Annotated in this window: 25 protein-coding genes; 12 read left to right on the top strand and 13 right to left on the bottom strand. The window is 68.3% G+C overall.

Translation table 11 applies throughout. The features are described from left to right. The first annotated feature begins 10 nt into the window (after positions 1-10). Positions 11-835 carry a DUF1016 N-terminal domain-containing protein gene (locus SM757_RS04995; RefSeq protein ID WP_322464605.1) on the top strand — a complete coding sequence of 275 codons (825 nt, stop codon included), beginning with the start codon at positions 11-13 and terminating at the stop codon, positions 833-835. A gap of 14 nt (positions 836-849) precedes the next feature. On the opposite strand, the gene SM757_RS04990 is transcribed toward SM757_RS04995, so the two are convergent. Continuing rightward, positions 850-1545: a helix-turn-helix transcriptional regulator gene (locus tag SM757_RS04990; RefSeq protein WP_322464604.1), complete on the bottom strand. Its 696-nt coding sequence runs from the start codon at positions 1543-1545 to the stop codon at positions 850-852. A gap of 306 nt (positions 1546-1851) precedes the next feature. Here SM757_RS04990 and SM757_RS04985 point away from each other — a divergent pair, with 306 nt between their 5' ends. From SM757_RS04985 to SM757_RS04965, 5 genes are all read left to right on the top strand, one after another. Further along, positions 1852-2505, top strand: coding sequence for a hydrolase (locus SM757_RS04985; RefSeq protein WP_322464603.1), 654 nt, complete (start codon positions 1852-1854; stop codon positions 2503-2505). 91 nt (positions 2506-2596) lie between these two features. Beyond that, entirely contained in the window at positions 2597-2890 is a 294-nt protein-coding gene (locus SM757_RS04980) for a XapX domain-containing protein (protein ID WP_322464602.1), read from the top strand. After that, the gene (locus tag SM757_RS04975) at positions 2883-4775 is read left to right on the top strand and encodes an amidohydrolase (RefSeq protein ID WP_322464601.1); all 1893 of its coding nucleotides are present in this window, start codon (positions 2883-2885) and stop codon (positions 4773-4775) included. Before SM757_RS04980 ends, SM757_RS04975 begins: the two co-directional genes overlap by 8 nt. Position 4776: 1 nt before the next feature. Further along, a complete protein-coding gene (locus tag SM757_RS04970) occupies positions 4777-5256 on the top strand; it encodes a DoxX family membrane protein (protein WP_322464600.1) in 480 nt (159 codons plus the stop codon). After that, positions 5253-6863: an MFS transporter gene (locus SM757_RS04965; RefSeq protein WP_322464599.1), complete on the top strand. Its 1611-nt coding sequence runs from the start codon at positions 5253-5255 to the stop codon at positions 6861-6863. Before SM757_RS04970 ends, SM757_RS04965 begins: the two co-directional genes overlap by 4 nt. A gap of 259 nt (positions 6864-7122) precedes the next feature. On the opposite strand, the gene SM757_RS04960 is transcribed toward SM757_RS04965, so the two are convergent. Then, positions 7123-8049 carry a carbohydrate kinase family protein gene (locus SM757_RS04960; protein ID WP_322464598.1) on the bottom strand — a complete coding sequence of 309 codons (927 nt, stop codon included), beginning with the start codon at positions 8047-8049 and terminating at the stop codon, positions 7123-7125. Between the two features lie 192 nt (positions 8050-8241). Here SM757_RS04960 and SM757_RS04955 point away from each other — a divergent pair, with 192 nt between their 5' ends. The 4 genes from SM757_RS04955 to SM757_RS04940 are packed head-to-tail and all read left to right on the top strand — an operon-like array spanning position 8242 to position 12352. Beyond that, a complete protein-coding gene (locus tag SM757_RS04955; protein WP_322464597.1) occupies positions 8242-9243 on the top strand; it encodes a sugar ABC transporter substrate-binding protein in 1002 nt (333 codons plus the stop codon). An 8-nt stretch (positions 9244-9251) separates the two neighbouring features. Continuing rightward, positions 9252-10229: an ABC transporter permease gene (locus SM757_RS04950; protein WP_322464596.1), complete on the top strand. Its 978-nt coding sequence runs from the start codon at positions 9252-9254 to the stop codon at positions 10227-10229. Continuing rightward, positions 10229-11068 (top strand): ATP-binding cassette domain-containing protein, encoded by an 840-nt coding sequence (locus SM757_RS04945; protein ID WP_407655740.1) that lies wholly within the window; start codon positions 10229-10231, stop codon positions 11066-11068. Before SM757_RS04950 ends, SM757_RS04945 begins: the two co-directional genes overlap by 1 nt. A gap of 30 nt (positions 11069-11098) precedes the next feature. Then, positions 11099-12352, top strand: coding sequence for an ROK family transcriptional regulator (locus SM757_RS04940; RefSeq protein WP_322464595.1), 1254 nt, complete (start codon positions 11099-11101; stop codon positions 12350-12352). 804 nt (positions 12353-13156) lie between these two features. On the opposite strand, the gene SM757_RS04935 is transcribed toward SM757_RS04940, so the two are convergent. Beyond that, positions 13157-14293, bottom strand: coding sequence for an AAA family ATPase (locus tag SM757_RS04935; protein ID WP_322464594.1), 1137 nt, complete (start codon positions 14291-14293; stop codon positions 13157-13159). A 399-nt stretch (positions 14294-14692) separates the two neighbouring features. On the opposite strand from SM757_RS04935, the gene SM757_RS04930 reads away from it, so the two are divergent. Together SM757_RS04930 and SM757_RS04925 are read left to right on the top strand one after the other, a co-directional pair. Then, positions 14693-14914 carry an antitoxin MazE family protein gene (locus tag SM757_RS04930; RefSeq protein WP_322464593.1) on the top strand — a complete coding sequence of 74 codons (222 nt, stop codon included), beginning with the start codon at positions 14693-14695 and terminating at the stop codon, positions 14912-14914. After that, positions 14911-15234 carry a type II toxin-antitoxin system PemK/MazF family toxin gene (locus SM757_RS04925; protein ID WP_322464592.1) on the top strand — a complete coding sequence of 108 codons (324 nt, stop codon included), beginning with the start codon at positions 14911-14913 and terminating at the stop codon, positions 15232-15234. The genes SM757_RS04930 and SM757_RS04925 overlap by 4 nt, the downstream gene beginning before the upstream one ends. Positions 15235-15276: 42 nt before the next feature. Here the strand turns inward: SM757_RS04925 and SM757_RS04920 are convergent, their stop codons facing one another. From SM757_RS04920 to SM757_RS04875, 10 genes are all read right to left on the bottom strand, one after another. Further along, complete coding sequence (locus tag SM757_RS04920; protein ID WP_322464591.1) at positions 15277-15942, bottom strand: 2-dehydro-3-deoxy-6-phosphogalactonate aldolase; 666 nt, start codon at positions 15940-15942, stop codon at positions 15277-15279. A gap of 20 nt (positions 15943-15962) precedes the next feature. Beyond that, positions 15963-16952: a 2-dehydro-3-deoxygalactonokinase gene (locus tag SM757_RS04915; RefSeq protein ID WP_322464590.1), complete on the bottom strand. Its 990-nt coding sequence runs from the start codon at positions 16950-16952 to the stop codon at positions 15963-15965. 80 nt (positions 16953-17032) lie between these two features. Further along, positions 17033-17857, bottom strand: a complete 825-nt coding sequence (locus SM757_RS04910; protein WP_322464589.1) for an IclR family transcriptional regulator — start codon at positions 17855-17857, stop codon at positions 17033-17035. A 74-nt stretch (positions 17858-17931) separates the two neighbouring features. Continuing rightward, positions 17932-18645, bottom strand: a complete 714-nt coding sequence (locus SM757_RS04905) for an SDR family NAD(P)-dependent oxidoreductase (RefSeq protein ID WP_322464588.1) — start codon at positions 18643-18645, stop codon at positions 17932-17934. 60 nt (positions 18646-18705) lie between these two features. Further along, complete coding sequence (locus SM757_RS04900; protein WP_322464587.1) at positions 18706-19680, bottom strand: tripartite tricarboxylate transporter substrate binding protein; 975 nt, start codon at positions 19678-19680, stop codon at positions 18706-18708. Positions 19681-19757: 77 nt separating this feature from the next. Then, a complete protein-coding gene (locus SM757_RS04895) occupies positions 19758-20486 on the bottom strand; it encodes an SDR family NAD(P)-dependent oxidoreductase (RefSeq protein ID WP_322464633.1) in 729 nt (242 codons plus the stop codon). A gap of 5 nt (positions 20487-20491) precedes the next feature. Then, positions 20492-21016, bottom strand: a complete 525-nt coding sequence (locus tag SM757_RS04890) for a 2,4'-dihydroxyacetophenone dioxygenase family protein (RefSeq protein ID WP_322464586.1) — start codon at positions 21014-21016, stop codon at positions 20492-20494. Positions 21017-21197: 181 nt separating this feature from the next. Beyond that, positions 21198-21617 carry a PPC domain-containing DNA-binding protein gene (locus SM757_RS04885; protein ID WP_322464585.1) on the bottom strand — a complete coding sequence of 140 codons (420 nt, stop codon included), beginning with the start codon at positions 21615-21617 and terminating at the stop codon, positions 21198-21200. 30 nt (positions 21618-21647) lie between these two features. Beyond that, positions 21648-21947 carry a PEP-CTERM sorting domain-containing protein gene (locus SM757_RS04880; RefSeq protein ID WP_322464584.1) on the bottom strand — a complete coding sequence of 100 codons (300 nt, stop codon included), beginning with the start codon at positions 21945-21947 and terminating at the stop codon, positions 21648-21650. 156 nt (positions 21948-22103) lie between these two features. Further along, positions 22104-23576 (bottom strand): mannitol dehydrogenase family protein, encoded by a 1473-nt coding sequence (locus SM757_RS04875; RefSeq protein ID WP_322464583.1) that lies wholly within the window; start codon positions 23574-23576, stop codon positions 22104-22106. Positions 23577-23633: the final 57 nt, after the last annotated feature.

Here is a 23633-nt window from a genome sequence, read left to right as displayed (position 1 = left end):
GGACTGCGCCATGCCTGAATTGCCAGCCGCTGCGGGCTCCCTGAATTTCGACGCGCTGGCACAGGCCATTGCCGACACACACCGCGAGTTGGCTGCGCAGGCGACGCGGGCCGTCAATCTCAGCCTCACGCTGCGCAATTGGCTCATTGGCCACCACATCGCCGAGTACGAGCTGGCGGGCAGCGACAGGGCCGTGTATGGCGACCGGCTGGTTGACCGCCTGGCAGAACGTCTTAAGGCCTTCGAAGTCCCGGGTTGTGACCGGCGTAACCTCTACCGGTATCGGACGTTCTTCCAGAGTTACCCACAGATTGTGGCAACGCTGTCGCCACAATTCGCCGCACTCTTGGCACAGGTTCCCCTTATGGCCCGCATGGCTGCCAGTGCGTCAGTGCCCTCGACGCTGGAAGAACAACTTTTCACTCGCCTCAGCTATTCGCACCTGGCGTTGCTGAGCGAGCTTACAAACCTGGAGCAGCGTCGTTTTTACGAAGTCGAGGCTGTGCGAGGCCAGTGGTCTTTGCGCGAGCTCAAGCGCCAGATGGCCAGCCTTTATTGGGAGCGCAGCGGCCTGTCCACTGACAAGGCCACGCTTTCCCAGCTCACGCAGGCCGATGCGCAAGTGCTCACGCCGGCACAGGTCATCCGCGATCCTTACGTCTTCGAATTCCTGGGGCTGAAGCCCGCCGAAGTCCTGCGCGAGGCCGACCTGGAAACCGCGCTGCTGGCGGGCATGAGCGACAGCCTGTTCGTGTCGCGCTACCAAGTGGAATTGCCGGCGCAGGAAGAGATGGCGGCCTTCGTGGAACGGGCGATAAGGGAGTTGGGAAGTTAGCGCCCTGGCCGCTCTCAATTCGCCAGCTCCGCCGTGCCGCCGCGTGCGCGCCGGGCGCCGGCGAAACCCGGGTAGGCCAGCGAGGCGGCTACCTCGGCCGTGACCAGGCCGCGGTGCTGCGCGACCATGGCCGCCTGGGTGCGCGAGCTGGCGTCCAGCTTGCCCAGGATGGACTTCACGTGGGTCTTGACCGTGCCTATGGACAGGCCGAGCTGGTTGGCCACCATCTTGTTGCTCCAGCCCGCGGCCATGAAGCCCAGCACCTCGGCCTCGCGGCTGGTGAGCGCCTGCTGCACCAGGCTGTCGGCGATGCGCCGTGCCACGGCCTGGTCCAGGTAGCGCTGGCCGCGGTGCACGGCCAGCACGCCGTCCACGATGTCCTCCAGCCTGCAGCCGTTGAGCACGTAACCCAGCACGCCGCGCAGCAGCGCCCGCTGCACGTCGGACTCGCTCTCCCGCTGCGTGACGACGAAGAGGCGCTGCGCCTGCAGGCCGTGGTGCGCCAGGTCCATGGCCGAGTCGTAATCGGCCACGACCACGCCGCCCGGGGCAGCCGCTGCCCCCGGCGCCTGCGCCTGCGCGTGGACCTGCACGCTGAAGCGGCCGTCGGCGAGCAAGGTGGCTTGAAGGCCCTGGCGCAGCAGGGCTTCCTTGTGGATGACCGTCACGGTGACGGTGGTTTCCGGGCTGGACGGGGCAACCGTGTGCATCGCAATCCCTTCCGATGGCGCGTACTGACAAGCCGCGACGGTAGGGGACGGCCCGACCGCTGCCTATTGAGCCTTGGTATAGGTGCACGCCCTGGCTCGTGCAGGTGAGGGGGGCGATGCGGCGCGGGCCGCGGCAGCCGGGCTGCATGGATGACGCCGGCCTCTGCCAATGGAGAGATTTGCTTTGGCCAAGGGCTGAGCAGACTGCACGCCGTGGTGGGCGCCCTGTGCCGGGCACATCGCCGACCGCACACCTCCAAACCATGCTGCCCCCGTAGGCAGCCCCCTGGCCTGAAAGGATTCGCCATGCCGCTCAACGCCCAACCCACGCCCGGCCGCCAACTGCTCACGCCCACCGACCACGCGCTGGTGATGATCGACTTCCAGTCGCAGATGTCCTTCGCCACGCACTCCATAGACGCGGTCACGCTGCGCAACAACGCCGCGCTGGTGGCGCGCGCCGCGGCCGGCTTCAAGGTGCCCACCATCCTGACCACGGTGGCCGAGAAGAGCTTCTCCGGGCCGATGTTCGAGGAGATCACCAGCGCCTTCCCCGGCCAGGAGATGCTGGACCGCACCTCCATGAACACCTGGGAGGACGCCAAGGTCATCGACGTCATCAACGCCATCGGCAAGACGCGGCTGGTGTTCTCCGGCCTGTGGACCTCGGTGTGCATCGTTGGGCCGACGCTGTCGGCGCTGGAGCAGGGCTTCGAGGTCTACGTGATCGCCGACGCCTGCGGCGACGTCTCCGCCGAGGCGCACCAGCGCGCCATGGAGCGCATGGTGCAGGCCGGCGCGCGGCCCATGACCTCGCTGCAATACCTGCTGGAGCTGCAGCGCGACTGGGCCCGCGGCGAGACCTACGACATGACCACCGGCATCGCCAAGCAGTTCGGCGGCGCCTACGGCCTGGGCATCAACTACGCCAAGACCATGTTCGGCGCGCACGAGGGCTGACGCTTTCACCTTGCCGCCGGCCGCCGGTGCCTGCGCCCTCCGGTGAGGGCAAGCACCGCGCGGCCCCTCCAGTGCCGTCGCGGAGTCTGCCGTGAAACCCTACATCGTCTCGGCCGCGCTCGGCCTTCTCGTGGGCGTGATCTACGCGCTGTTCAACGTGCGCTCGCCCGCCCCGCCGGTGATCGCGCTGGTGGGCCTGCTGGGCATCCTGGTGGGCGAGCAGATCCCGCCGCTGGTGAAACAGGCCTTCAAGGCGGAGGCCCGCGCCACCTCCTGGCTGCACCAGCAAGTCAAACCCCACATGTTCGGCGAGCTGCCCAAGTGCGCGTCCGACAGCGCCCAGGGCACGGCCCAAGCGACCACCACGGGACCCCAGCATGGTTGATACCGCACCCGACCTCATCCTCCACAGTGGGCGCTTCGCCACGCTCAACCGCGAGCAGCCCATGGCCCAGGCCGTGGCCATCCAGGACGGCCGCTTCGTGGCCGTGGGCGACGACGCCGAGGTGATGGCCCTGGCCGGGCTGCGCACCCGGCGCATCGACCTGCGTGGTCGCCGCGTGCTGCCCGGCCTCATGGACAACCACCTGCACCTTATACGCGGCGGCCTCAACTTCAACCTGGAGCTGCGCTGGGACGGCGTGCGCTCGCTGGCCGATGCCATGAGCATGCTCAAGCGCCAGGTGGACATCACGCCCGCGCCGCAATGGGTGCGCGTGGTGGGCGGCTTCACCGAGCACCAGTTCGCCGAGAAGCGCCTGCCCACGCTGGCCGAGATCAACGCCATCGCGCCGGACACGCCCGTGTTCCTGCTGCACCTGTACGACCGCGCGCTGCTCAACGGCGCGGCGCTGCGCGCCGTGGGCTACACGCGCGACACGCCGGAGCCCCCGGGCGGCGTCATCGAGCGCGACGCCCAGGGCAACCCCACGGGCATGCTGCTGGCCAAGCCCAACGCCGCCATCCTCTACGCCACGCTGGCCCGCGGACCCAAGCTGCCGCCGGAGATGCAACTGAACTCCACGCGCCACTTCATGCGCGAGCTCAACCGCTTGGGCGTCACCGGCGCCATAGACGCCGGCGGCGGTTTCCAGAACTATCCCGAGGACTACCAGGTCATCCAGCAACTGGCCGAGGCCGGCCAGCTCACCGTGCGCCTGGCCTACAACCTGTTCACGCAAAAGCCCAAGCAGGAGAAGGACGACTTCCTGCGCTGGACGGCCAGCTCCCGCTACAAGCAGGGCGACGACTACTTCCGCCACAACGGCGCGGGCGAGATGCTGGTGTTCTCGGCCGCCGACTTCGAGGATTTCCGCGAGCCCCGCCCCGAGCTGCCCGCGGCCATGGAGGACGAGCTGGAGGGCGTGGTGCGCATCCTGGCCGAGAACCGCTGGCCCTGGCGGCTGCACGCCACCTACGACGAGACCATCCGCCGCGCGCTGGACGTGTTCGAGCGCGTCAACCGCGACATCCCGCTGCAGGGGCTGAACTGGTTCTTCGACCACGCCGAGACCATCTCCGACGCTTCCATGGAGCGCATCGCCGCCCTGGGCGGCGGCGTGGCCGTGCAGCACCGCATGGCCTACCAGGGCGAGTATTTCGTGGAGCGCTACGGGCTGGAAGCGGCCGGGCGCACACCGCCGGTGCGGCGGCTGCTGGAGTCGGGCGTGAAGGTGTCGGCAGGCACCGACGCCACGCGCGTGGCCTCCTACAACCCCTGGGTGTCGCTCGCCTGGCTGGTCACGGGCAAGACCGTGGGCGGGCTGCAGCTCTACGCCCAGCGCGACTGCCTGGACCGCGAGACGGCGCTGCGCATGTGGACCGAGAACGTCACCTGGTTCTCCAACGAGGAGGGAAAAAAAGGCCGCGTGCAGCCGGGCTGGCTGGCCGACCTCACCGTGCCGGACCGGGACTTCCTCTCGTGCCCCGAAAGCGACATCGCCGACACCACCTCGCTGCTCACCGTGGTGGGCGGCAAGGTGGTCTATGCGGCGGGCGACTTCGCCGAGCTGGATGCGCCCCCGCCGCCGGCCCTGCCGGACTGGTCGCCCGTGCGCCGCTACGGCGGCTACGCGGCCTGGGGCGAGCAGGGCGCGCCCATGCAGGCCGCCCTGCGCAGCCAAGCGGCGCCGGGCTGCGGCTGCGCGCGTGCCTGCGGCGTGCACGGCCACGCGCACGCCAAGGCCTGGGGCAGCAGCGTGCCGGTAGCGCAGGGCCAGGACTTCAAGGACTTCTGGGGCGTGCTGGGCTGCGCCTGTTGGGCGGTGTGACATGGCGGCCCTGGTCAAGGTGATCCACGTGCCGGCGCCTGCCCTGCGCATGCTGCACGGCCTGGCGCTGCTGGGCCTGTGCGCGGCCTACCTGCAAGGCGGGCTGAACAAGGCGCTGGACTTTCCCGGCGCGGTGGCGGAGATGCGGCACTTCGGCCTCTGGCCCGCGGCGCCCATGGCCGTGGCCGTGGCCGTGGCCGTCATCGTGCTGGAGCTGGGCGCGTCGCTGCTGATCCTCAGCGGGCGCGGGCGCTGGTTGGGTGCCTTGCTGCTGGCGGCCTTCACGCTGGCCGCCACCTTCCTGGCCAACCGCTTCTGGCTGCTGGCGCCGCCGGAGCGCTTCATGGTGGAGAACGCCTTCTTCGAGCACCTGGGCCTGGTCGGCGGCTTTTTGCTGGTGGCGCTGCAGGACTGGGAAAGCCGCGCCGCGGCCCGCTTGTCCGGCGTGCAGGCCGTGGCGGGCGAAAGGGTGGCGCCATGAGCGCGGCGGGACAACCCAGCGCCGCCGCCGCGCCGGCGGCCTCATCAGGCGCCTTCGCCCCGCTGCGCCAGCCGGTGTTCGCGGTGCTGTGGTTCGCCATGGTGCTGGGCAACACGGGCAGCTTCATGCGCGACGTGGCCAGCGCCTGGGTAGTGACTGACCTGTCGGCCAGCCCCACGGCCGTGGCCCTGGTGCAAAGCGCCGCCACGCTGCCGGCCCTGCTGCTGGCGCTGCCGGCGGGGGTGCTGTCGGACATCCTGGACCGGCGCCGCTTTCTCATCGTCGTGCAGGTGTTGCTGATGGCGGTGAGCACGACGCTGATGCTGCTGGCCGCCGGCGGCGGGCTGACGGTGGCCACGCTCATCGGCCTGACCTTCGCCAGCGGCGTGGGCGCGGCGCTGATGGGGCCGGCCTGGCAGGCCATCGTCCCCGAGCTGGTCTCGCGCGACCAGGTGCGCGGCGCCACGGCGCTGAACTCGCTGGGCATCAACATCTCGCGCGCCATCGGCCCGGCGTTGGGCGGCGTGCTGGTAGCGGCCTTCGGCGCGGCCACGGCCTACGCGGTGGACGCGGCCAGCTACCTGGCGGTGATCGCGGCGCTGTGGTGGTGGCGCCGGCCGGCGCAGGCGCCGGATGCCTTGTCCGAGCGCTTCTTTGGCGCCTTCCGCGCGGGCCTGCGCTACACGCGCGCCAGCCGCGCGCTGCACCGAGTGCTGCTGCGCGCGGCCGTGTTCTTCGCCTTCGGCAGCGCGCTGTGGGGCCTGCTGCCGCTGGTGGCGCGGCGCCTCCTGGGCGGCGATGCCGGTTTCTACGGGCTGCTGCTGGGCGCCGTGGGTGCCGGCGCCATTGCCGGCGCGGTGCTGCTGCCCAAGCTGCGCGCCAGGCTGAGTGCCGACGCGCTGCTGCTGGGCTCGGCGCTGGTGGTGAGCGGCGTCATGGCGGCGCTGACGGCCGGGCCGGGGCGCGTGCCGGCCCTGGTGCTGATGCTGCTGCTGGGCGCGGGCTGGATCGTGGCGCTGACCACGCTCAACGGCACCGTGCAGGCCATCCTGCCCAACTGGGTGCGCGGGCGCGGGCTGGCCGTCTACCTGATGGTGTTCAGCGGCGCCAGCGCCGCCGGCAGCCTCGGCTGGGGTTTAACTGCGCAGGCGCTGGGCGTGCCGGCGGCACTGCTGATCGCGGCCGCGGGTGGGCTGGTGGCGGCGCTCGTGATGTGGCGGCTGAAACTGCCGGCGGGCGACGCCGACCTGCAGCCCGCCGAGCACTGGCCGCAGGCCGCGGGCTCGCAGGAGCACGCGCCGGAGCGCGGGCCGGTGATGGTGCAGGTGGAGTACCGCGTGCGCGTGGAGGACCGGCCGGCCTTCCTGGAGCTGCTGCGCCGCCTGGGCGAGGAGCGGCGGCGCGACGGCGCCTTCTCCTGGGGCGTGTTCGAGCACACGGCGGACGCGCAGCGGGTGGTGGAGTGGTTCCTGGTCGAGTCCTGGGGCGAGCACCTGCGCCAGCACCGGCGCGTATCCAAGGCGGACGCGCAGGTGCAGGCGCAACTGCGCGAGCTGCACATCGGCGAGGGCAAGCCGGCCGTTGGGCACTGGGTGGCGTTGGAGTAGGCCGGTCAGGGCGAATCGGCCCGCGCCATCTTGGCCCGCAGCAGGGCCGCGGTTCGGCTTGTAGGACCGCCCTTTTTGACAACATACCGGTTGCTCAAACCACAAAACCATCCCTCTGCGGCCGCACCTTTTTCAGGTGAAGTCAGGGAATCGCAGCGTGGAAAAGCGGAGGGCGCTGCCCAAATGAGTCGCCCCATCGAACCGCGTATGTTGTTTCAGCAGTCTGGCCAGCGCCCTTGAGCGCAACCCCTCATGGCCCTCACCGCAGCTCCGCCGCCCGCGGCATGTCCGCCCCGCGGCGTGAACAAGTCAGCGCCGCCGCCCGCGCGGCAAAGCGCAGCGCCTGCTCCAGCCGCACGGCGGGTAAGGCCAACAGCGCGGCGGCGTCCAGGGCCTGCGCCTCGCCCAGGGCGCACAGCAGCGCGGCCTGGAAGGTGTCGCCCGCGCCCACCGTGTCCACCACCGCCGTGGCGGGCGCAGTCACCTGCAGCCGCTCGCCGCGCCGCCAGGCCAGCGCCCCGTCGGCGCCGCGCGTCACCACCACCAGCGTGCAGCCGGCGGATAGCCAGTCCCGCGCCACCGCCTCGGCCGTGCGGCCGGAGTAGAGCAGCGCCAAATCCTCCTCGCTGACCTTGACCAGGTCGGCGCTGGCCACCATGGCCTGCACCGTGGCGTGCCAGCGCTCCAGCGCGGGCTCCACGTTCAGCCGCACGTTGGGGTCGTAGGCGATCAGCCGCCGCCCCTTCTCGGCCGCGGCCAGCGCGCGCAGCGTGCCCGCCGTGGGCTCCACCACCATGGCGTAGGAGCCGAAGTGCAGCGCGCGCACCGCGGCCGGCAGCTCCCGCAGGTGCTGCGGCAGCAAGGAGCGGTCGGCGCAGCCCTCGCCATGGAAGGCATAGGCCGGCACACCGTGCTCGTCCACGCCCACCAGGCTCAGCGTCGTGGGCGCAGGCAGGCGCGCCACGCAGCCCGTGTCCACGCCTTCCTCGCGCAGCGCACGCATCAGGCGCTCGCCCAGGAAGTCCGTGGACACGGCGCTCAGGAAACCCGTCTCGCAGCCCAGCCGCGACAGGCCCCGCGCCACGTTGAAGGGCGAGCCGCCCACGCGCGCATCCAGCGCCACGCCGTCGGCGCTGTCGCCCGCGCCGAACACGTCCATCAAGGCCTCGCCACACACCATGAACATCGCTTCTCTCCAGAGTCACGGCGCCGTCTGAAAGCGCCTCTTCATGGCCGCCATGCTGAGGCACGCCCGCCGCTTCCGACAGCGGGTTTTCCATTAATCATTCAGCTTGATTTATTTAAACCCGTGGCCGAGACTTGTCTCACCCCGGACGCAACAGCGGCGCTACCGCGGGAGTTCGACAAGGAGACATGCATGCTGAAGCGAACAGCCCTCGCGGCCTTGGGCGCCGTGGCGCTCACGGCCGCCGCGGCGCCCAAGGATGAGCGGCCGGTGGTCGGCCTGATCACCAAGACCGAAACCAATCCCTTCTTCGTGAAGATGAAGGAGGGCGCCGCCGCGGCGGCCCAGGCGCAGGGCGCCGTGCTGCTGACGGCTTCCGGCCGCAGCGACGGCGACAACCTGGGCCAGGTGGCGGCCATGGAAAACATGGTGGCCGCAGGCGCGAAGACCATCCTGATCACGCCCAACGACGCCAAGGCCATCGTGCCCACGCTGCGCCGCGTGCGGGCCAAGGGCGTGCAGGTGATCGCGCTGGACAGCCCCACCGACCCGCAGGACGCCACCGATGCGCTGCTGGCCACCGACAACTACCAGGCCGGCGTGCTCATCGGCCAGTACGCCCGCTCGGCCCTGGGCGGCAAGAAGCCGGTGATCGCCACGCTGGACCTCTTTCCCGGCCACCCCGTGGGCGCGCAGCGGCACAACGGCTTTTTGAAGGGCTTCGGCCTGAAGAGCCTGGAGGCCGGCAGCAAGTTGCTGGCGCAACCCGCCGAAGTGGCCTGCATGGCCGACAGCTATGGCGACCAGGCCAAGGGGCAGACCGTGATGGAGAACTGCCTTCAGAAGAACCCGGACATCAACCTCGTCTACGCCATCAACGAGCCGGCCGCGGCCGGTGCCTGGCGCGCGCTGCGCGCGGCGGGCAAGGAGAAGGGCGTGACCATCGTCTCGGTGGACGGCGGCTGCCAGGGCGTGCGCGACGTGGGCGCCGGCGCTATCGCCGCCACCTCGCAGCAGTACCCGCTGCGCATGGCCGCACTCGGCGTGCAGGCCGGCGTGGAGTACGCGCGCACGGGCCAAAAGCTTTCCGGATTCATGGACACCGGCGTGAACCTCGTCACCGCCCGCCCGGTGGAAGGCGTCGCCAGTCTCGACGTCGCCAAGGGCACTGAACTTTGCTGGGGTAAGAAATGAGCATGGCCTTGAACACCACACCCGCCGTCAAGAATGCAGTGAGCCACCTGCCGCCGCTGGCCGCCCTGGGCCCGCTGCTGGCGCTGCTGGCCGCCTGCGCCTTCTTCGCGGTGCAAAGCGACCGCTTTCTCACCGCGCCCAACCTCACGCTCATCCTGCAGCAGGTGATGGTGGTGGCCGTGATCGCCATCGGCCAGACGCTGATCATCCTCACCGCCGGCATCGACCTGAGCTGCGGCATGGTGATGGCGCTGGGCGGCATCGTGATGAGCAAGCTCGCCACCGAGATGGGCCTGCCGCCCGCCGCGGCCATCGCCTGCGGGCTGGCCGTCACCATGGCCTTCGGCCTGCTCAACGGGCTGCTGGTGACCAAGGTGAAGTTGCCGCCCTTCATCGTGACGCTGGGCACCATGAACATCGCCTTCGCGGTGACGCAGCTCTACTCGCAGTCGCAGACCATCACGGAGCTGCCGTCATCGCTGATTTCCCTGGGCGAGACTTTCACGATTGGCAGCACCTCCATCGCCTGGGGCGTGCTGCTGATGCTGGCGCTCTACGGCATTACCTCGTTCGCGCTGAAGGAGACGGCGCGCGGCCGCCACGTCTATGCCGTGGGCAACAACCCCGAGGCGACGCGCCTGACGGGCATCCCGACGCAGCGCGTGCTGCTGGGCGTGTACGTGCTCGCCGGCCTGTTCTACGGCCTGGCCTCGCTGCTCTCCGTGGGCCGCACCGGCGTGGGCGACCCCAACGCGGGCCAGACCGAGAACCTGGACGCCATCACGGCCGTGGTGCTGGGCGGCACGAGCCTGTTCGGCGGCCGCGGCGCGGTGCTGGGCACGCTGGTGGGCGCGCTGATCGTGGGCGTGTTCCGCAACGGGCTGACGCTCATGGGCGTCTCGTCGATCTACCAGGTGCTGGTCACCGGCATTCTCGTCATCCTGGCCGTCGCGGCCGACCAGCTTTCGCACAAGGGAGCGCGCTGATGAACACCGAAACGCTGACCCGTCCCGCCCCGGCCACCGCTGCCCGCGCCGCCTCGGCGCCCCTGGTGATGCAGGCCCGCGGCCTGATCAAGCGTTACGGCCAGGTCACGGCCCTGGACGGCGCGGACTTCGAATTGCGTGCCGGCGAGATCCTGGCCGTGATCGGCGACAACGGCGCCGGCAAGTCGTCGCTCATCAAATGCCTGTCGGGCGCCTCGATTCCCGACGAGGGCGAGATCCTGCTCGACGGCCAGCCCGTGCGCTTCGGCAGCCCGATTGATGCCCGCCGCGCCGGCATCGAGACCGTCTACCAGGACCTGGCCGTGGCCCCGGCCATGACGATTGCGGAGAACTTGTTCCTGGGCCGCGAGCTGCGGCTGCCGGACTGGCGCGGCAAGGTGCTGCGCATGCTGGACAAGAAGACCATGCTGGAGCAGAGCATCGAGCGGCTCAACGACCTCAAGGTCGGCATCCGCTCCATGACGCAGCCCGTCTCCACGTTGTCGGGCGGCCAGCGCCAGTGCGTGGCGGTGGCGCGGGCAGCGGCCTTTGCGCGGCACGTGGTGATCATGGACGAGCCCACGGCGGCCCTGGGCGTGAAGGAGGGCAACATGGTGCTGGAGCTGATCCGGCGCGTGCGCGACCGCGGCCTGCCCGTGGTGCTGATCAGCCACAACATGCCGCACGTGTTCGAGATTGCCGACCGCATCCACGTCGCCCGCCTGGGCCGCCGCGCGGCGGTGCTGGACCCTAAGAAAATCAGCATGAGCGACACCGTGGCGGTGATGACCGGCGCCATGCGGCCGGAGCAGATTCCGGCCGAGTGCCTGGCCCACTGAACGCCGCCACACCCCCGAGGGAGAGAGACCGTGACCGAAGACCTGCTTGACCACGCCGCCGCCGACGATGCGGCTGCCGCCGCACCGCGCCTGAAGCCGCGCGGCTCCAGCCAAGGGGGCTTGCGCCAGTACAACGAGCGTGTGGTGCTGCACGCCATCCGCCTGAACGGCGCGCTGCCGGGGGCGGAGCTGGCGCGACTCACGGGGCTGACGGCGCAGACGGTGTCGCAGATCAGCAAGCGGCTGCTGGAAGAAGGTCTGCTGGTGAAGGGCGCCCCGGTGCGCGGCAAGGTGGGCCAGCCCTCGGTGCCGCTGGGCCTGCGCCCCGACGGCGCCTTTGCCGTGGGCGTGCACGTGGGCCGCCGCCAGTTGGACACGGTGCTGGTGGACTTCCTGGGCACGGTGCGCGAGCGCTGGAGCCTGGAATACGACTTCCCGGACCCGCAGGCGGTGCTGGCCGAGATCGAGCAGCGGCTGGCGACCTTGCGCGCGGGACTGGGGCCGGAAGGCAGCGAGCGCGTCATCGCCATCGGCCTGGCCGCCCCGCAGTCCATGGGCGGTTGGGCGTCGCTGCTAGGCGTGGACCCGGCGCAGGCGGCGCGCTGGAGCGGCGTCACGCTGCACGAGGAGCTGGCGCGCCGCACGGGGCTGCCCGTGCAGCCGCTCAAGGACACGGCCGCCGCCTGCGTGGCCGAGCTCGTCGCCGGGCGCGGCCGCAGCCTGCACAGCTTTCTCTATCTCTTCGTGGACACGCTCATAGGCGGCGGCTTGGTGGTGGACAGCCGCCTGCGCGCCGGCCTGCACGGCAATGCGGGCGCGGTGGGCTCGCTGCCGCTGGGCCTGGCGCCGGGCCAGGGCGGCGCGGCGCCGGCGCAGTTGCTGAGCGTGGCGTCCCTCCTGGGCCTGGAGCAGCGCTGGCACCAGGCGGGCCTGGCGTCCGACGCGCTGGCGCAGGGCCAGGCGCTGCAGGCGCCCTGGCGCGAGCACACCGAGATTTGGTTGCAGGAAGCGGGGCGGGCCATCGCCATGTCCGCCAACACGGCGGCCTGCCTGCTGGACCTGGAAGGCGTGGTGATCGACGGCGCCTTCAGCCGCGAGCTGCTGCAGGCGCTGGTAAGGGAGGTGGAACAGTCCCTAGCGCTCTACGACTGGGAAGGCGTGGCACGGCCGCAATTGGCGGCCGGGACGATTGGGGCGGATGCGCGGGCGGTGGGGGCGGCGTTATTGCCGCTTTATTTGTATTTCGCGCCGGATAGGGATTTATTTCTCAAAATTGATGATTGAGTGGGGCGCGTGTTTTGATTTGTTCCGCCTTGAACATGCAACGCTGATAGTTTCAGCGGCGGCCAGCGTAAATCTGGGCCGCCGCCTCAAGATAAAAAAAGGGGCGGCTCCCTGCAAACCGTCTGGTCGCTGGCGAAAACATGACTTGCTTCTAGCCACGCTGCGCCGCCGTCCACGCATGGTGCGGCAGCGGCGCGCACTCAGGAGCAACTACGTGTGCCAAGGCACTGCCAACCTTATCAAGCCTTGCAGCACAACAGCTTCTTTTAAAACAGAAAGGACTGAGCTTTTAGGATCAGAAGGAGATTAAAATTTACTTTTTTGTTTTATAAAAACTATGAGTTCCATCCAGAAACACGACATAGAAGGTATTGCAGTCAAAATAAAAACCTTCGCTTGTTTTCTCCCTTAATTCATACTCCTTTGGGACAACAAATCCCACTAATCGAGAAGCCCTATCCAGCCTAAATCTACCCCATTGCGCTTGATGCGGCACATGTCTTGGGTGTGTAAATTCAGAGTTTTGCGGAAACGCTCCATATATAGACAAAACATTGCCAATTTTCCCAATTGGGGTATTCATCCAGTGGATCAAAGTCTCCTTTCCGTAGTCCCTCAGTTTCTCTAAAAGGCATATCAGCCGCTGATGATCCCAGTCACAGAAATTCTGACCTGCAGATTGCACATCAAAGTAAGAAAAATTGAACTTACATCGACGTCTTATATCACACGACTCAACGTTAAGGCTCGCTGTTACGACGTTCGATATAAATTCTTTTTTCTTGGAGTTCCCAAAACCCTTTTTCATAAACGAGGAACCCCTCCAACCTTACCTTCATTATAAGGCGAAACAATGGATCGATCGTTCCTCAGAACATCGCCAGGAATCTCATCCAGCCTATATGCAAAGCTTTCATTTTCCCTTTTATTTACAAGATAGGTTCTATACCTACCCATAAAGTCCATTATTTCCGAATTGTGGGTAGAAAAAATAATTTGAGCATTATTCTTGTTTTTCTCCTCATCCACGAAAAACTCTAGCAGCTTCGGCAATATATGAGGATGAAGATACATATCAAACTCATCCAAAACCAAAACCCCGCCAGCCTCTAGAGCAGCTTTATATACTGTCAGACTTTTAAATAGCTGCCTAGTTCCACTAGACTCCGTTATTGGAGTAACAGGCTTATATTCCCCATTGACCTCATGAAGGAAAACCGGATAATGTCCCTTTGCAGCCTCATCATCAACCTCCACAATTCTTATTTTCTTTATACCAACATCGCATCCAGCAATAAAATTTTCCGTAAATTCCAGATATTCTTTATTAGAGCTCAGAAATTTAGAAATCTTTTTTATGTCAAACCCCTCCTCCCTCGTTCCGCCAAACGTTAAGTTTGATATCACACCAGAAAAGAAAAGATGAACATCTCTAAGCTCAGACAGATCATATTGATGAGCGGTAGAAATTAAAGAAGCATTACTTCTCAGCTTCATTACCTTAAAATTGGCCAAAGATTTAGCCACAAAAACAATCTCATTTTTCAATCTTTCAATGATCTTTGTTTTTCTTTTTTGAGTCTTATATATTGCCTCCCTTTCAACCCCACTTGGCATAGCCGACAGCTCATACAAGTACTCGACACCATTCACTTCGAACTCAACAAAAAATTCGCTAGGCTCTTGACTATTGAAAAAATTATCAAAAGCCAAGCCTTCCTCAGGGGCAGAAGAAAAAGATTTGGCAGCGAAATCAGCAACAAATGCAAGACCTTTCAGAAGGTGCGTCTTGCCAGATCCATTTGCCCCTTTCATACATATTGCAGGGCTATATTTTTTCCCATGAGAAATAGATTTAGGACAATTTGAGTCCAATCGAAAAGATATACTTACCCCTTCTTTAAATGAAAAGAAGTTCTTCAGTCCGTATTCAAGCAGCATGCAATGACCTTATCGGCAACTTCCGTCGAAAACGACGGAAAACACCAACATGATACATGCCTACAGCAGGCGTTCTTCACCAGCATGATGCATGTCGCAAAAAGCAGTCGCAGACCAACCCAACAGCACTTCCCGCTATACACACGCAGCCGACAGTTCATCCCTGCCGTGGCCGCACCTTACCCAGCCCCACCACAAACATCAGCGCATTGGCCCGCGTCACACCGACCTTCTGCCCAGCCTTGTAAAGCGCCGACCCAAGACCGAACCCACTGGCCCTGCGTCTTTTGCCCCCACGCCCCCCACCGGCACCTGCGCAATCGAACTCTCCTTAAGGGGCGGAAGCATTCAAGGCAGACTTTTGAGCCCGTTACATGAAACGCGCCCAAGGAGTTCGCCATGGCTACCCCCACCAGCCAACGCGTCAGGAAGCACCGCGAAGGACTGCGCCAGGCGGGCATGCGTCCGGTGCAGCTCTGGGTGCCTGACACCCGGGCGCAGCAATTCACGCAGGAGTGCCGGCGGCAATGCCTGCTCGTGGCCCAGGCTGACGCGGCTGATCCCGAAGTGTTCGAGGTACTGGATGCCGCTCTGGACGATCTGGAGGGTTGGCACGCGTGAAGCGCGGCGACTTTGTCACCATCGCCATGCAAGGTGACTTTGAGAAACCGCGCCCAGCCCTGGTGGTACAGGCAGACCAGTTCGAGGCCCTGGCCACGGTGACAGTGCTCCCTGTCACCAGCACCTTGGTCGATGCGCCATTCATGCGCATCACGGTTGAGCCCGACGCGCGCAATGGGCTGTCCAAACCTTCCCAGGTCATGGCCGACAAGGCCGTGACGGTCAAGCGCGACAAGGTCGGCCCAGTCTTCGGTACAGCCAGCGATGAAGTCATGGGCGCCGTGGGCCGGGCGCTGGCGGTGTTCCTGGGCATCGTGTGAGCGCGGCCATTGATGCGGTGATTCAGGCGGGCCGCCGGCAGCTCATCCCTGACGTGACCGCACCTCACCCAACGCCGCCACAAATAGCAGCGCATTGGCCCGCGTCGCGCTGACCTCCTGCCCCGCCCTGTAAAGCGCCGACCCAAGGCCGAATCCGCTGGCCCCGGCCGCCATCAACGGCCCGACGTCTGTTGCCCCCACACCGCCCACCGGCACCAGCGCAATCCCGTCATCCATCACCGCCCGCCAAGCCTTGAGCACCTTCACCCCCAACTGCTCAAACGGAAACAGTTTCAGACCGTCAGCCCCAGCCTTCAGCGCCTGAAACGCCTCCGATGGCGTCGCGACGCCCGGCACCGCCGCCAAACCCTTCGCCTTGGCCGCCGCAACGATCTCCACATCCAAATGCGGCGTCACGATCAGCTCGCCACCGGCCGCCTGCACCGCCGCCACGTCCGCCAGCCGAAGCACGGTGCCGGCGCCTATGACGGCGTCCGCCGGCAGCGCCTGGCGCATGGCTTCGATGCTGCGCAGCGGCTGCGGCGAGTTCAGCGGCACCTCGATCACGCGAAAGCCGGCCTCGTACAGGGCCAGCGCATGGCCCACGGCCTCGTCAGGCCGCACGCCGCGCAAGATGGCGATCAGCGGGCAGGCGCCGAAGGCGCGGGCGTAGCCGGCATGCGGCGGCAGGGAAGAAAAGTCGCTCATGGCGCAGTCCTTGGAAATTTTCAGGAGAGGGCGCCCGCCGCCCCCAGCAGCCCGGCTTCCCGGGCGATGTGGAACAGGCCGTGCTCGGTCGTCTGCGCCAGCATCGGCACGTCCAGCCCCTGGGCGTGCGCCAGCGCCATCCGGTAGCGGCGGCAAAGTGAAACGTCGCCGATGAGGCCCAGCGTCCAGTCCGGCCACGTGAAACCTTCGGCGGACAAAACGGCCGACAGGCCGGCCAGCTCGTGGCCTATGAGCAGGCCGGAGAGGTAGTCGGCCTGCTCGCGCGCGGGCAACTGGCCCGTCAGGCCCAGCGTGCGCGTGCTGAAGATGGTGGCCAGCACGCCGGCCTGGCCGTGGTGGCGGGCCGTGTCCACGCCGCGCAGGAAGGCGGCGTCGTGCGGCTCGTCGGCCGGCTGCATGCCCCGGCCCAGGATGGTGTGCTCGCGCAGCACCCCGAACACCTCGCCCGTCATGAAGGTGAAAAAGCGCGTCACCTGGCCGCCTTCCACGAACACCCACTTGGAATGCGTGCCGGGCAAGCCCAGCAGCGCGCGGGGGCTGCGGCGCAAGGCGTCGTCGGACACCAGCGCGCCCAGCACCTGCGTTTCCTCGCCGCGCATCACGTTGGGCAGCGCGCCGTCCTGCAGCAGGCCCGGGACGATGTGGACGTCCACACCGCGCCCGCTGCGCACAGGGACCAGGCCGCGCGCCAGCGGCGCGAGATCGGCCGGCGTGCGCACGTAGGGCGCCTCTTTCCAGCCCTGCACGCTGCCCACCATGCCGGCGGCGATGACGGGCAGCGCGCGCGCCTCCAGCCAGTCGCCGCACAGCTTTTCAAACGCGTCGTCGCAGCCGCCCAGGTCGGCCGGCCGCGGCAGCCGCATCACGCCCATGGAGGACGTGCGCGACGCCAGCACGCGGCCGTCGCCGTCGAACAGGTAGGCGCGCAGCGAGGTCGTGCCCCAGTCCAGGCCTATGAGCGCGGCGGATTGAATCGGGTCGGTGTCCATGGCGGGTCGCCTCGGGTTGGGTCGCTGCGCTCTCGGCGCAGCAATGTCGCTTCACATAATTCCTATTGCAGGGCTTGGCACTACAGCACGTCCGCCGCCGACAGCGAGGGCGTGGCCGCCATGCGCTCGGAGATGGCGCGGCAGGCCGCCAGCAGCGGCTCGACGTAGGCCGACACCACGTCGGCCTTTTGCCGGAAGCGCAGCGTGGTCACGCTGATGGCCGCCACCGGCGCGCCCTGCTGGCCGAAGATGGCTGCGCCGAAGCACTGGATGCCGGCCTCGTTCTCCTCGTCGTCCACCGACCAGCCGCGCTCGCGCACCAACGCGAGCTGCGCCCGCAGCGCGTCGCGGTCGGCCAGCGTGTTGGGCGTGTAGCGCGTGAGCTCCAGCGTGGACACCAGCGCCTCGCGCGTCGCCTCGTCCAGCATGGAGAGATACGCCTTGCCGACGGCGGTGGCGTGCAGGCACACGCTGGTGCCTATGCGCGAGGCCATGCGCACGGCGCTTGGGCTCTCCAGCTTCTCGATGTAGACCATGCTCGCGCCGTTGGGCACGGCCAGGTGCACGGTCTCGCCGGTCAGGTCGCGCAGGCGTTTCAGTTCCTCCACGGCCGCCAGGCGCAGCTCAGAGCGGCCCCAGCTGCGGCTGGCCAGCTGGATCAGCCGCGGGCCCAGCGCCAGCGTGCCGGCGGCGGGCTTGTCCACGAGCAGCCCCTCGGCCAGCAGCGCCTGCACGATGCGGTGCACCGTTGGGCGCGGGTAGCCGCTTTCGCGCGCCAGCATGGCCACCGTCACCGGGCCGGACGCGTCCGCCGCCAGTTGCAGCACGTGCATGAATTTCGAAAAGGCTGCGGCGCCGGCCACCGGCGGTGGCAGGCCCGCGGCGGCGGCGCGGGAGGTGGGCATGGTGAGGCTCAGGGACACAAGGGCACCCGGGATTGTCGTGCGCTCATCCAGGGCCGACGCCATGCCGGCCGCCCTCAGGCCACCATGTAGCCGCCGTCCACCGGCAGGATCACGCCGGTCATGAAGGCGGCGGCGGGCGAGCACAGGAAGGCGACGGCCTCGGCCACGTCCTGCGGCCGGCCCCAGCGCTTGAGCGGCGTGCGCGCCAGGATGGGGCCGCTGCGCTCGGGGTCGTCCTGCAGCGCCTGCGTCAGCGGCGTGGCGATCCAGCCCGGCGCCACGGCGTTGACGCGTATGCCGTCGTCCGCATACGCGATGGCCAGCGACTTGGTGAGCTGCGCGACGCCTCCCTTGCTGGCGGCGTAGCCCGGCACCAGCGAGCCGCCGAAGAAGCTGAGCATGGACGCCATGTTGACGATGCAGCCGTCGCGCCCGGCCAGGAGTGGGCGCGCCGCGGCGCACACGCGCATGGTGCCGGTGAGGTTGACGGCCAGCACCTGCTCGAAGACGTCCGGGTCGTGTTCGGCGCCGCGGCGGATGATGCCGGCGCAGTTCACCACCAGGTCCAGCGTGTCCAGGCCGTCGAAGAGGCGCTCCACCTCGGCCGCGCTGCTCACGTCGCCCAGGCTGACTTCGATGTCGCCCAGCGGCTCGCCGGCATCGCGGCCAACGGCCACCACGCGCGCACCCAACGCGGCCAGCCGGCGGGCGATGCCCGCGCCTATGCCCTGCGTGCCGCCGGTCACGAGCGCGGTGCGGCCAGCGAAGAGATCGTTCTTGAAAGTCATGGCGTGCTCCGCCGCGCCCTGCACCCCCGCGGGCGCCAAGGCGCGGCCACAGGTCAGAAATCAGTTCTTCAGGTTGAGCTTGGACATCAGCGTCTTGAAGTAGCCGTTGTCGCGCTCCATGGAGGCCTTGAAAGCCTGGCCGTCGGCGTAGTCGTAGCCCAGGTAGAGCTTGTCCATGGCCTCGCGCAGTTGCGGCTCCTGGGCGATCTTGGCGGTGGCGCTGCGCAGCGTGGCCAGCACGTCCGGCGGCGTGTTCTTGGGCGCGGCGATGCCGCGCCAGGTGCCGATCACGAGGTCGATGCCGCGCTCCTTGAGCGTGGGCACCTTCTCGAAGCCCTTCACCCGCTGCTCGGCCATCACGGCCAGCGTCTTGAGCTTGCCGCCCTGCACGAAGGTGGTCACCTCGGCCGGGCTCACGGCCACGGCCTCGATGTGCCCGCCCATGAGCGCCTGCACCGCCGGGCCCGCGCCCTGGAAGGGGATGTGGCTGAACTTCACGCCCGTCTTGTCCTCCAGCGCCGCGGCGGCCAAGTGCCAGATGGAGCCGTTGCCCGCGTTGCCCATGCGCATGCGCTCGGGGTCCTTCTTGGCGGCGGCCAGGAACTCCTCCACCGTGTTCCAGGGCGCGTCGGCGCGCACGGTGATGGCGGACTGGTCGGCGTTCAGGCGTGCGATGGGCTGCAGGTCGTCGTGGCTGAACTTGGCCAGGCCCAGGTGCGGCAGCGTGACCAGCTCGACCGTGACCACGGCGAGCTTGTAGCCGTCCGGCTTGGCGTTGATGACTTCGCTCCAGCCGATGGCGCCGCTGGCGCCGGGGCGGTTCACGACCACCATGCTCTGCGGCAGGTGCTTGCGCGCGGCATCGGCAAAGGCGCGGGCCAGCGCGTCCGTGCCGCCGCCGGGCTGGAAAGGCACGACCAGCTCAATGGGGTGAGTGGGATAGCCCTGCGCCAGCGCGGGGCCGGTGGCCAGCGCCGTGGCGGCCAGGGCGAACAGGGGCGCGGCGGCCAGCAGGCGGCGGCGGGATGCGTTCATGGGGTTGTCTCCTTGGGTTCTCGTGGCAACGAGGAAGGTGGTCCGCTGCGGTGCAGCGTGGGTTTTTTTCGACGGGTTCAGTAGGTGGCGCGGCCGCCCGACAGGTCGAACACCGCGCCGGTGGAAAAGCTGCAGGCGTCGCTGCACAGCCAGGCGGCCAGCTCGGCCACCTCCTGCGGCTCGCCCAAGCGGCCCATGGGGCTCTTGTCGACCATGGTCTGCACGTGGGCCGGCGCCATCTGCGCCAGCAGCGCGGTGCGCACCGCGGCCGGGGCGATGGCGTTGACGCGCACCCCCGTGGCGGCCAGCTCCTTGCCCAGCGCCTTCACCAGCGCGATCACGCCGGCCTTGGCCGCGCTGTAGGCCGTGGCGTTGGGCGTGCCCTCCTTGCCGGCGAGCGACGCGATGGCCACGATGCGGCCGGCGTCGGCACGGCGCATGGCGGGGACGACGGCGCGGCAGACGTTGAAGCTGCCCACGAGGTTGACGTCCACGATGCGCTGCCACTCGGCGGGGTCGTAGTCGTCCAGCGGCACGGTGGGCCCGGCGTAGCCGGCGCTGTGCACGAGGTGGTCCATGCGCCCGTGGCGCGCCAGCGTGGCCTGGGTGGCGGCGGCGAGGCTGGCGCGGTCGGTGACGTCCACGGCGCAGGCCAGGGCGGGCGGCAAGTCCCGGACGGCCTGCGGCAGGTCCCAGACCACCACGGTGGCGCCGTCCGCGCGCAGCCGCTCGGCGATGGCGGCGCCTATGCCGCTGGCCCCGCCCGTCACCACCGACACGCGGCCGGCAAAGTCGTAGCGCGGCATGGTGCTCACCGGATGAACTGGTCCACGAAGCTCTCGCCCAGGCCTGCCTCGCGGTAGTGCTTGCGGCACAGGTCGATCTTGGTGAAGACGTCCTCGTAGCCCGTGACGGCGCCCCAGGGGTCCGTGTAGACCATCACGCCGTTGACCTGGAAGAAGGTGATCATTTCCTCCACCCCTTCCGGCACCACGAGGGTGTGCGTCTCGCCCGGCGGCTCGAACACGTAGCTGCCCTCGGTGGCCTCCCAGTCGTGCTCCAGGTAATGCCAGCGGCCCTTGAGCACGAAGCCGTGCACGGGCTGCGGATGGCGGTGGCGGCTGAGCACGCCGCTCTTGCGCACGCGCAGCAGGTTCATCCAATAGCCCTGGGCCGTGTTCAGGCACAGCGGCCGGAACCAGACGTTCTCGGCCTGCGGCACCCACAGCCGCTCGTCCTCGGGAATGGCGTGCGGGATCACGATCTCCGCCTGCGCCTCCCGCGGCATGGGCAACTGGTAAGGCATGCGGGGGTCGGCGTCGTGCTGGTTGGGCATGTCGGTTCCTGGTGCTGCTATGTCCACATTGTGGACACTTGATCCACATCATGGATGCATTCTAGGAACCGGTTTCAAGATCAGACAGTCGGGTAAATGCGGAGGGCTGCCGCGCCAGCGTGCCGCTTCGTTTGGACGGGTGGACGGACGGACGGACGTGCGGGCGGGTGGCGCGGCCGGCTCAGGCCGGCGGCTGGCCGCGCCGCCGCGGGACGAGCTCGTCAAAGCCCGTGGCCGGGTCGGCCTCGCGGCTGAAGTGCCACTGCGGCAGCAGCACCAGCAGCACTTCGGCGGTGGTGCGCACGCGGCATCCGTAGCCCAGGTGGCCGCCCAACACGCGGCCCTGGGAGTCGGAGAGGCTCGCGTGCAGGTGCGAGCCGTTGACGGCCACGCTGCCCGCCAGGGTGAGCACTTCCAGCGGGCCGTCCAGCCGCAGCGCCTCGGGGGCGCCGGCCAGGCGCAATTGGGCTTGCGCCAGGCTGCCCATGCCGGCGGCCACGAAACCGGCCTCGCAGCCCTGCCCGGCCAACGCCGCTTCGAGCGCGCGGCGCAGGTCGTCGCCGGGGTGCAGGCGCAGGGGTAAAAAAGCGTCGTCCTTCATGCGGGCAGCGTAGCGGGTCGGCGGCGCGCGTCAGGTGCGGCGCCTGCGCGCAGCGACGCCCACCATGAGCACGCCGGCCAGCATCAGCGCGTAGGTGGACGGCTCCGGGATGCTGGTGGGCACCTGGCCGCGCGACCACACGCCGAACTTGCCCCACAGCGTGGCCTGGTGGTCCAGGTCGTTGCGCAGCAGCACGGGGAGCTCGCCCGTCTCGTGCACGGAGAAGGGCTGCGTGTACTGGTCCGCGAAGATGGCCGTCAGCACGTCCGGCCCCTCCATGAACTTGCTGCGGAAGAAGACGCCGGCGATGGAGCGGCAGGCGTCGTGCACGTGCCCTGGCAGCGCTGGCAGTTGGCTCGCGGCAGAAGTCGTAGGTGCCGAAGGGTGCGCTGGAACCGACGTCGGCCAGGGCGGGCAGCGTTTTGAGAGCAAGCCCGTGGCCGCCCGGCGGCGCCTGCCCGTGCGCGCGGGCCCTCGCGGCGGGTCTCAGTGCCGCGAGCCCGGCGCCAGCAGCGCCAGCGCGCCGCCGCGGCGCAGCACGGCGAGATGGCCGGCCAAGCGCTGCATGAAAGCCTCGGCCCAGGGCTCGCGGCCGAACACGGCGGACACCTCCAGCGCCGCGGCCACGGCCTCGTGCGCGCTGCCGGCGGCCTGCAGCCGCTGCGCCAGCGCTTGCGCGCCGGGGTCGCTGAGGGCGAGCGGCGCGCCGGCATCGTCGCGCCCGCTGCCCAGGTAGTGCAGCCAGGCCGCCAGCGCCCGCTCCAGGAACGGGCGCTCCACGCCGCGCGCCAGGCTCTCGCGCAGCGCGGGCAGCCAGCGCACGGGCACTTTCTGCGTGCCGTCCATGGCGATCTGCTGCGTGCGGTGGCCCAGCGCCGGGTTTTCGAAGCGGTGGATCAGCTCGCGGCAATAGGCGCGCGCGTCGTAGCCGGCGGGCACGTCCACGGTGGCCAGTAAATCCTGGGTCATGAGCGCGCGGGCGAAGCCGCCCAACAGCGGGTCGGCCATGGCGTCAGCCACGGTCTGCAAACCGCGCAACTGGCCCAGGTAGGCAATGGCCGAGTGGGTGCCGTTGAGCAGCCGCAGCTTCATGGCCTGGTAGGGCCGCACGTCGGCCGTGAACAGCGCCCCGCCCGCTTCCCAGGCCGGCCGCGGGCTGCTGAAGCGGTCTTCGATGACCCACTGCGTGAAGGGCTCGCAGACGATGGCCGCCTCGTCGCGCAGGCCGCCCAGGCGGGCCTGTGCCCAGTCCAGCGAGGCCGGCGTGGCGGCGGGGACGATGCGGTCCACCATGGTGTTGGGGAAGGCGATGTCGTGCTCGATGCGCCGCGCCAGGCCGGCGTCCACCTGCTGCGCGTACTGGCCCAGCAGCCGCTGCAGCGTGCGGCCGTTGGCGGCCATGTTGTCGCAGCACACCACGGTGATGGGCGCACCGGCCGGCCTGCGGCGCAGGCCCGCGGCCAGCACGCCCAGGGTGCTGCGCGGCGCGTCGGGGTGCGCCAGGTCGTGGCGGATGTCGGGGTCGTCGACATCCAGCTCGCCGCTGGCCGGGTGCTGGCTGTAGCCCTTCTCGGTGACGGTGGTGGTGACGAGGGCCACGCCGGGGTCGGCCAGCGCGCCCAGCACGCGCTCCAGCGCGGCCGGCGCAAAGAGCGCCTCGCGCAGCCCGCCCACCACGCGGGTGTGCGCCGTGTCGGCATGGCGCTCGGTGACGGCGTACAGGCCCGCCTGCGCCGCCAGCGTGCGCGGCACGCCCGGCCCGCGCAGGCTCACGCCCACGGTGCCCCAGCGCAGGTCCCCATCGGCCAGCGCCGCCTCGGTGTAGAGCGCCTGGTGCGCCCGCTGGAAAGCGCCCAGCCCCAGGTGGACGATGCCGCTGCGCAAGGCGCCGCGCTCATACGCCGGCCGCTGCACGGTGGCAGGCAGCTCGGCCAGGGATTCAGGGCTCAACAGGCTCACGTTTTTCACCCGGGTTGCGATCAAAAACTACCATGGCAGCATGGCACCGACTGGGCA

This window comes from Azohydromonas lata, assembly GCF_034427735.1.
In the GTDB taxonomy this organism is placed as follows: Bacteria; Pseudomonadota; Gammaproteobacteria; order Burkholderiales; family Burkholderiaceae_C; genus Azohydromonas; species Azohydromonas lata.
Note: the sequence above shows the minus strand (reverse complement) of the source record. Positions and strands in the feature narration are given on the sequence as shown.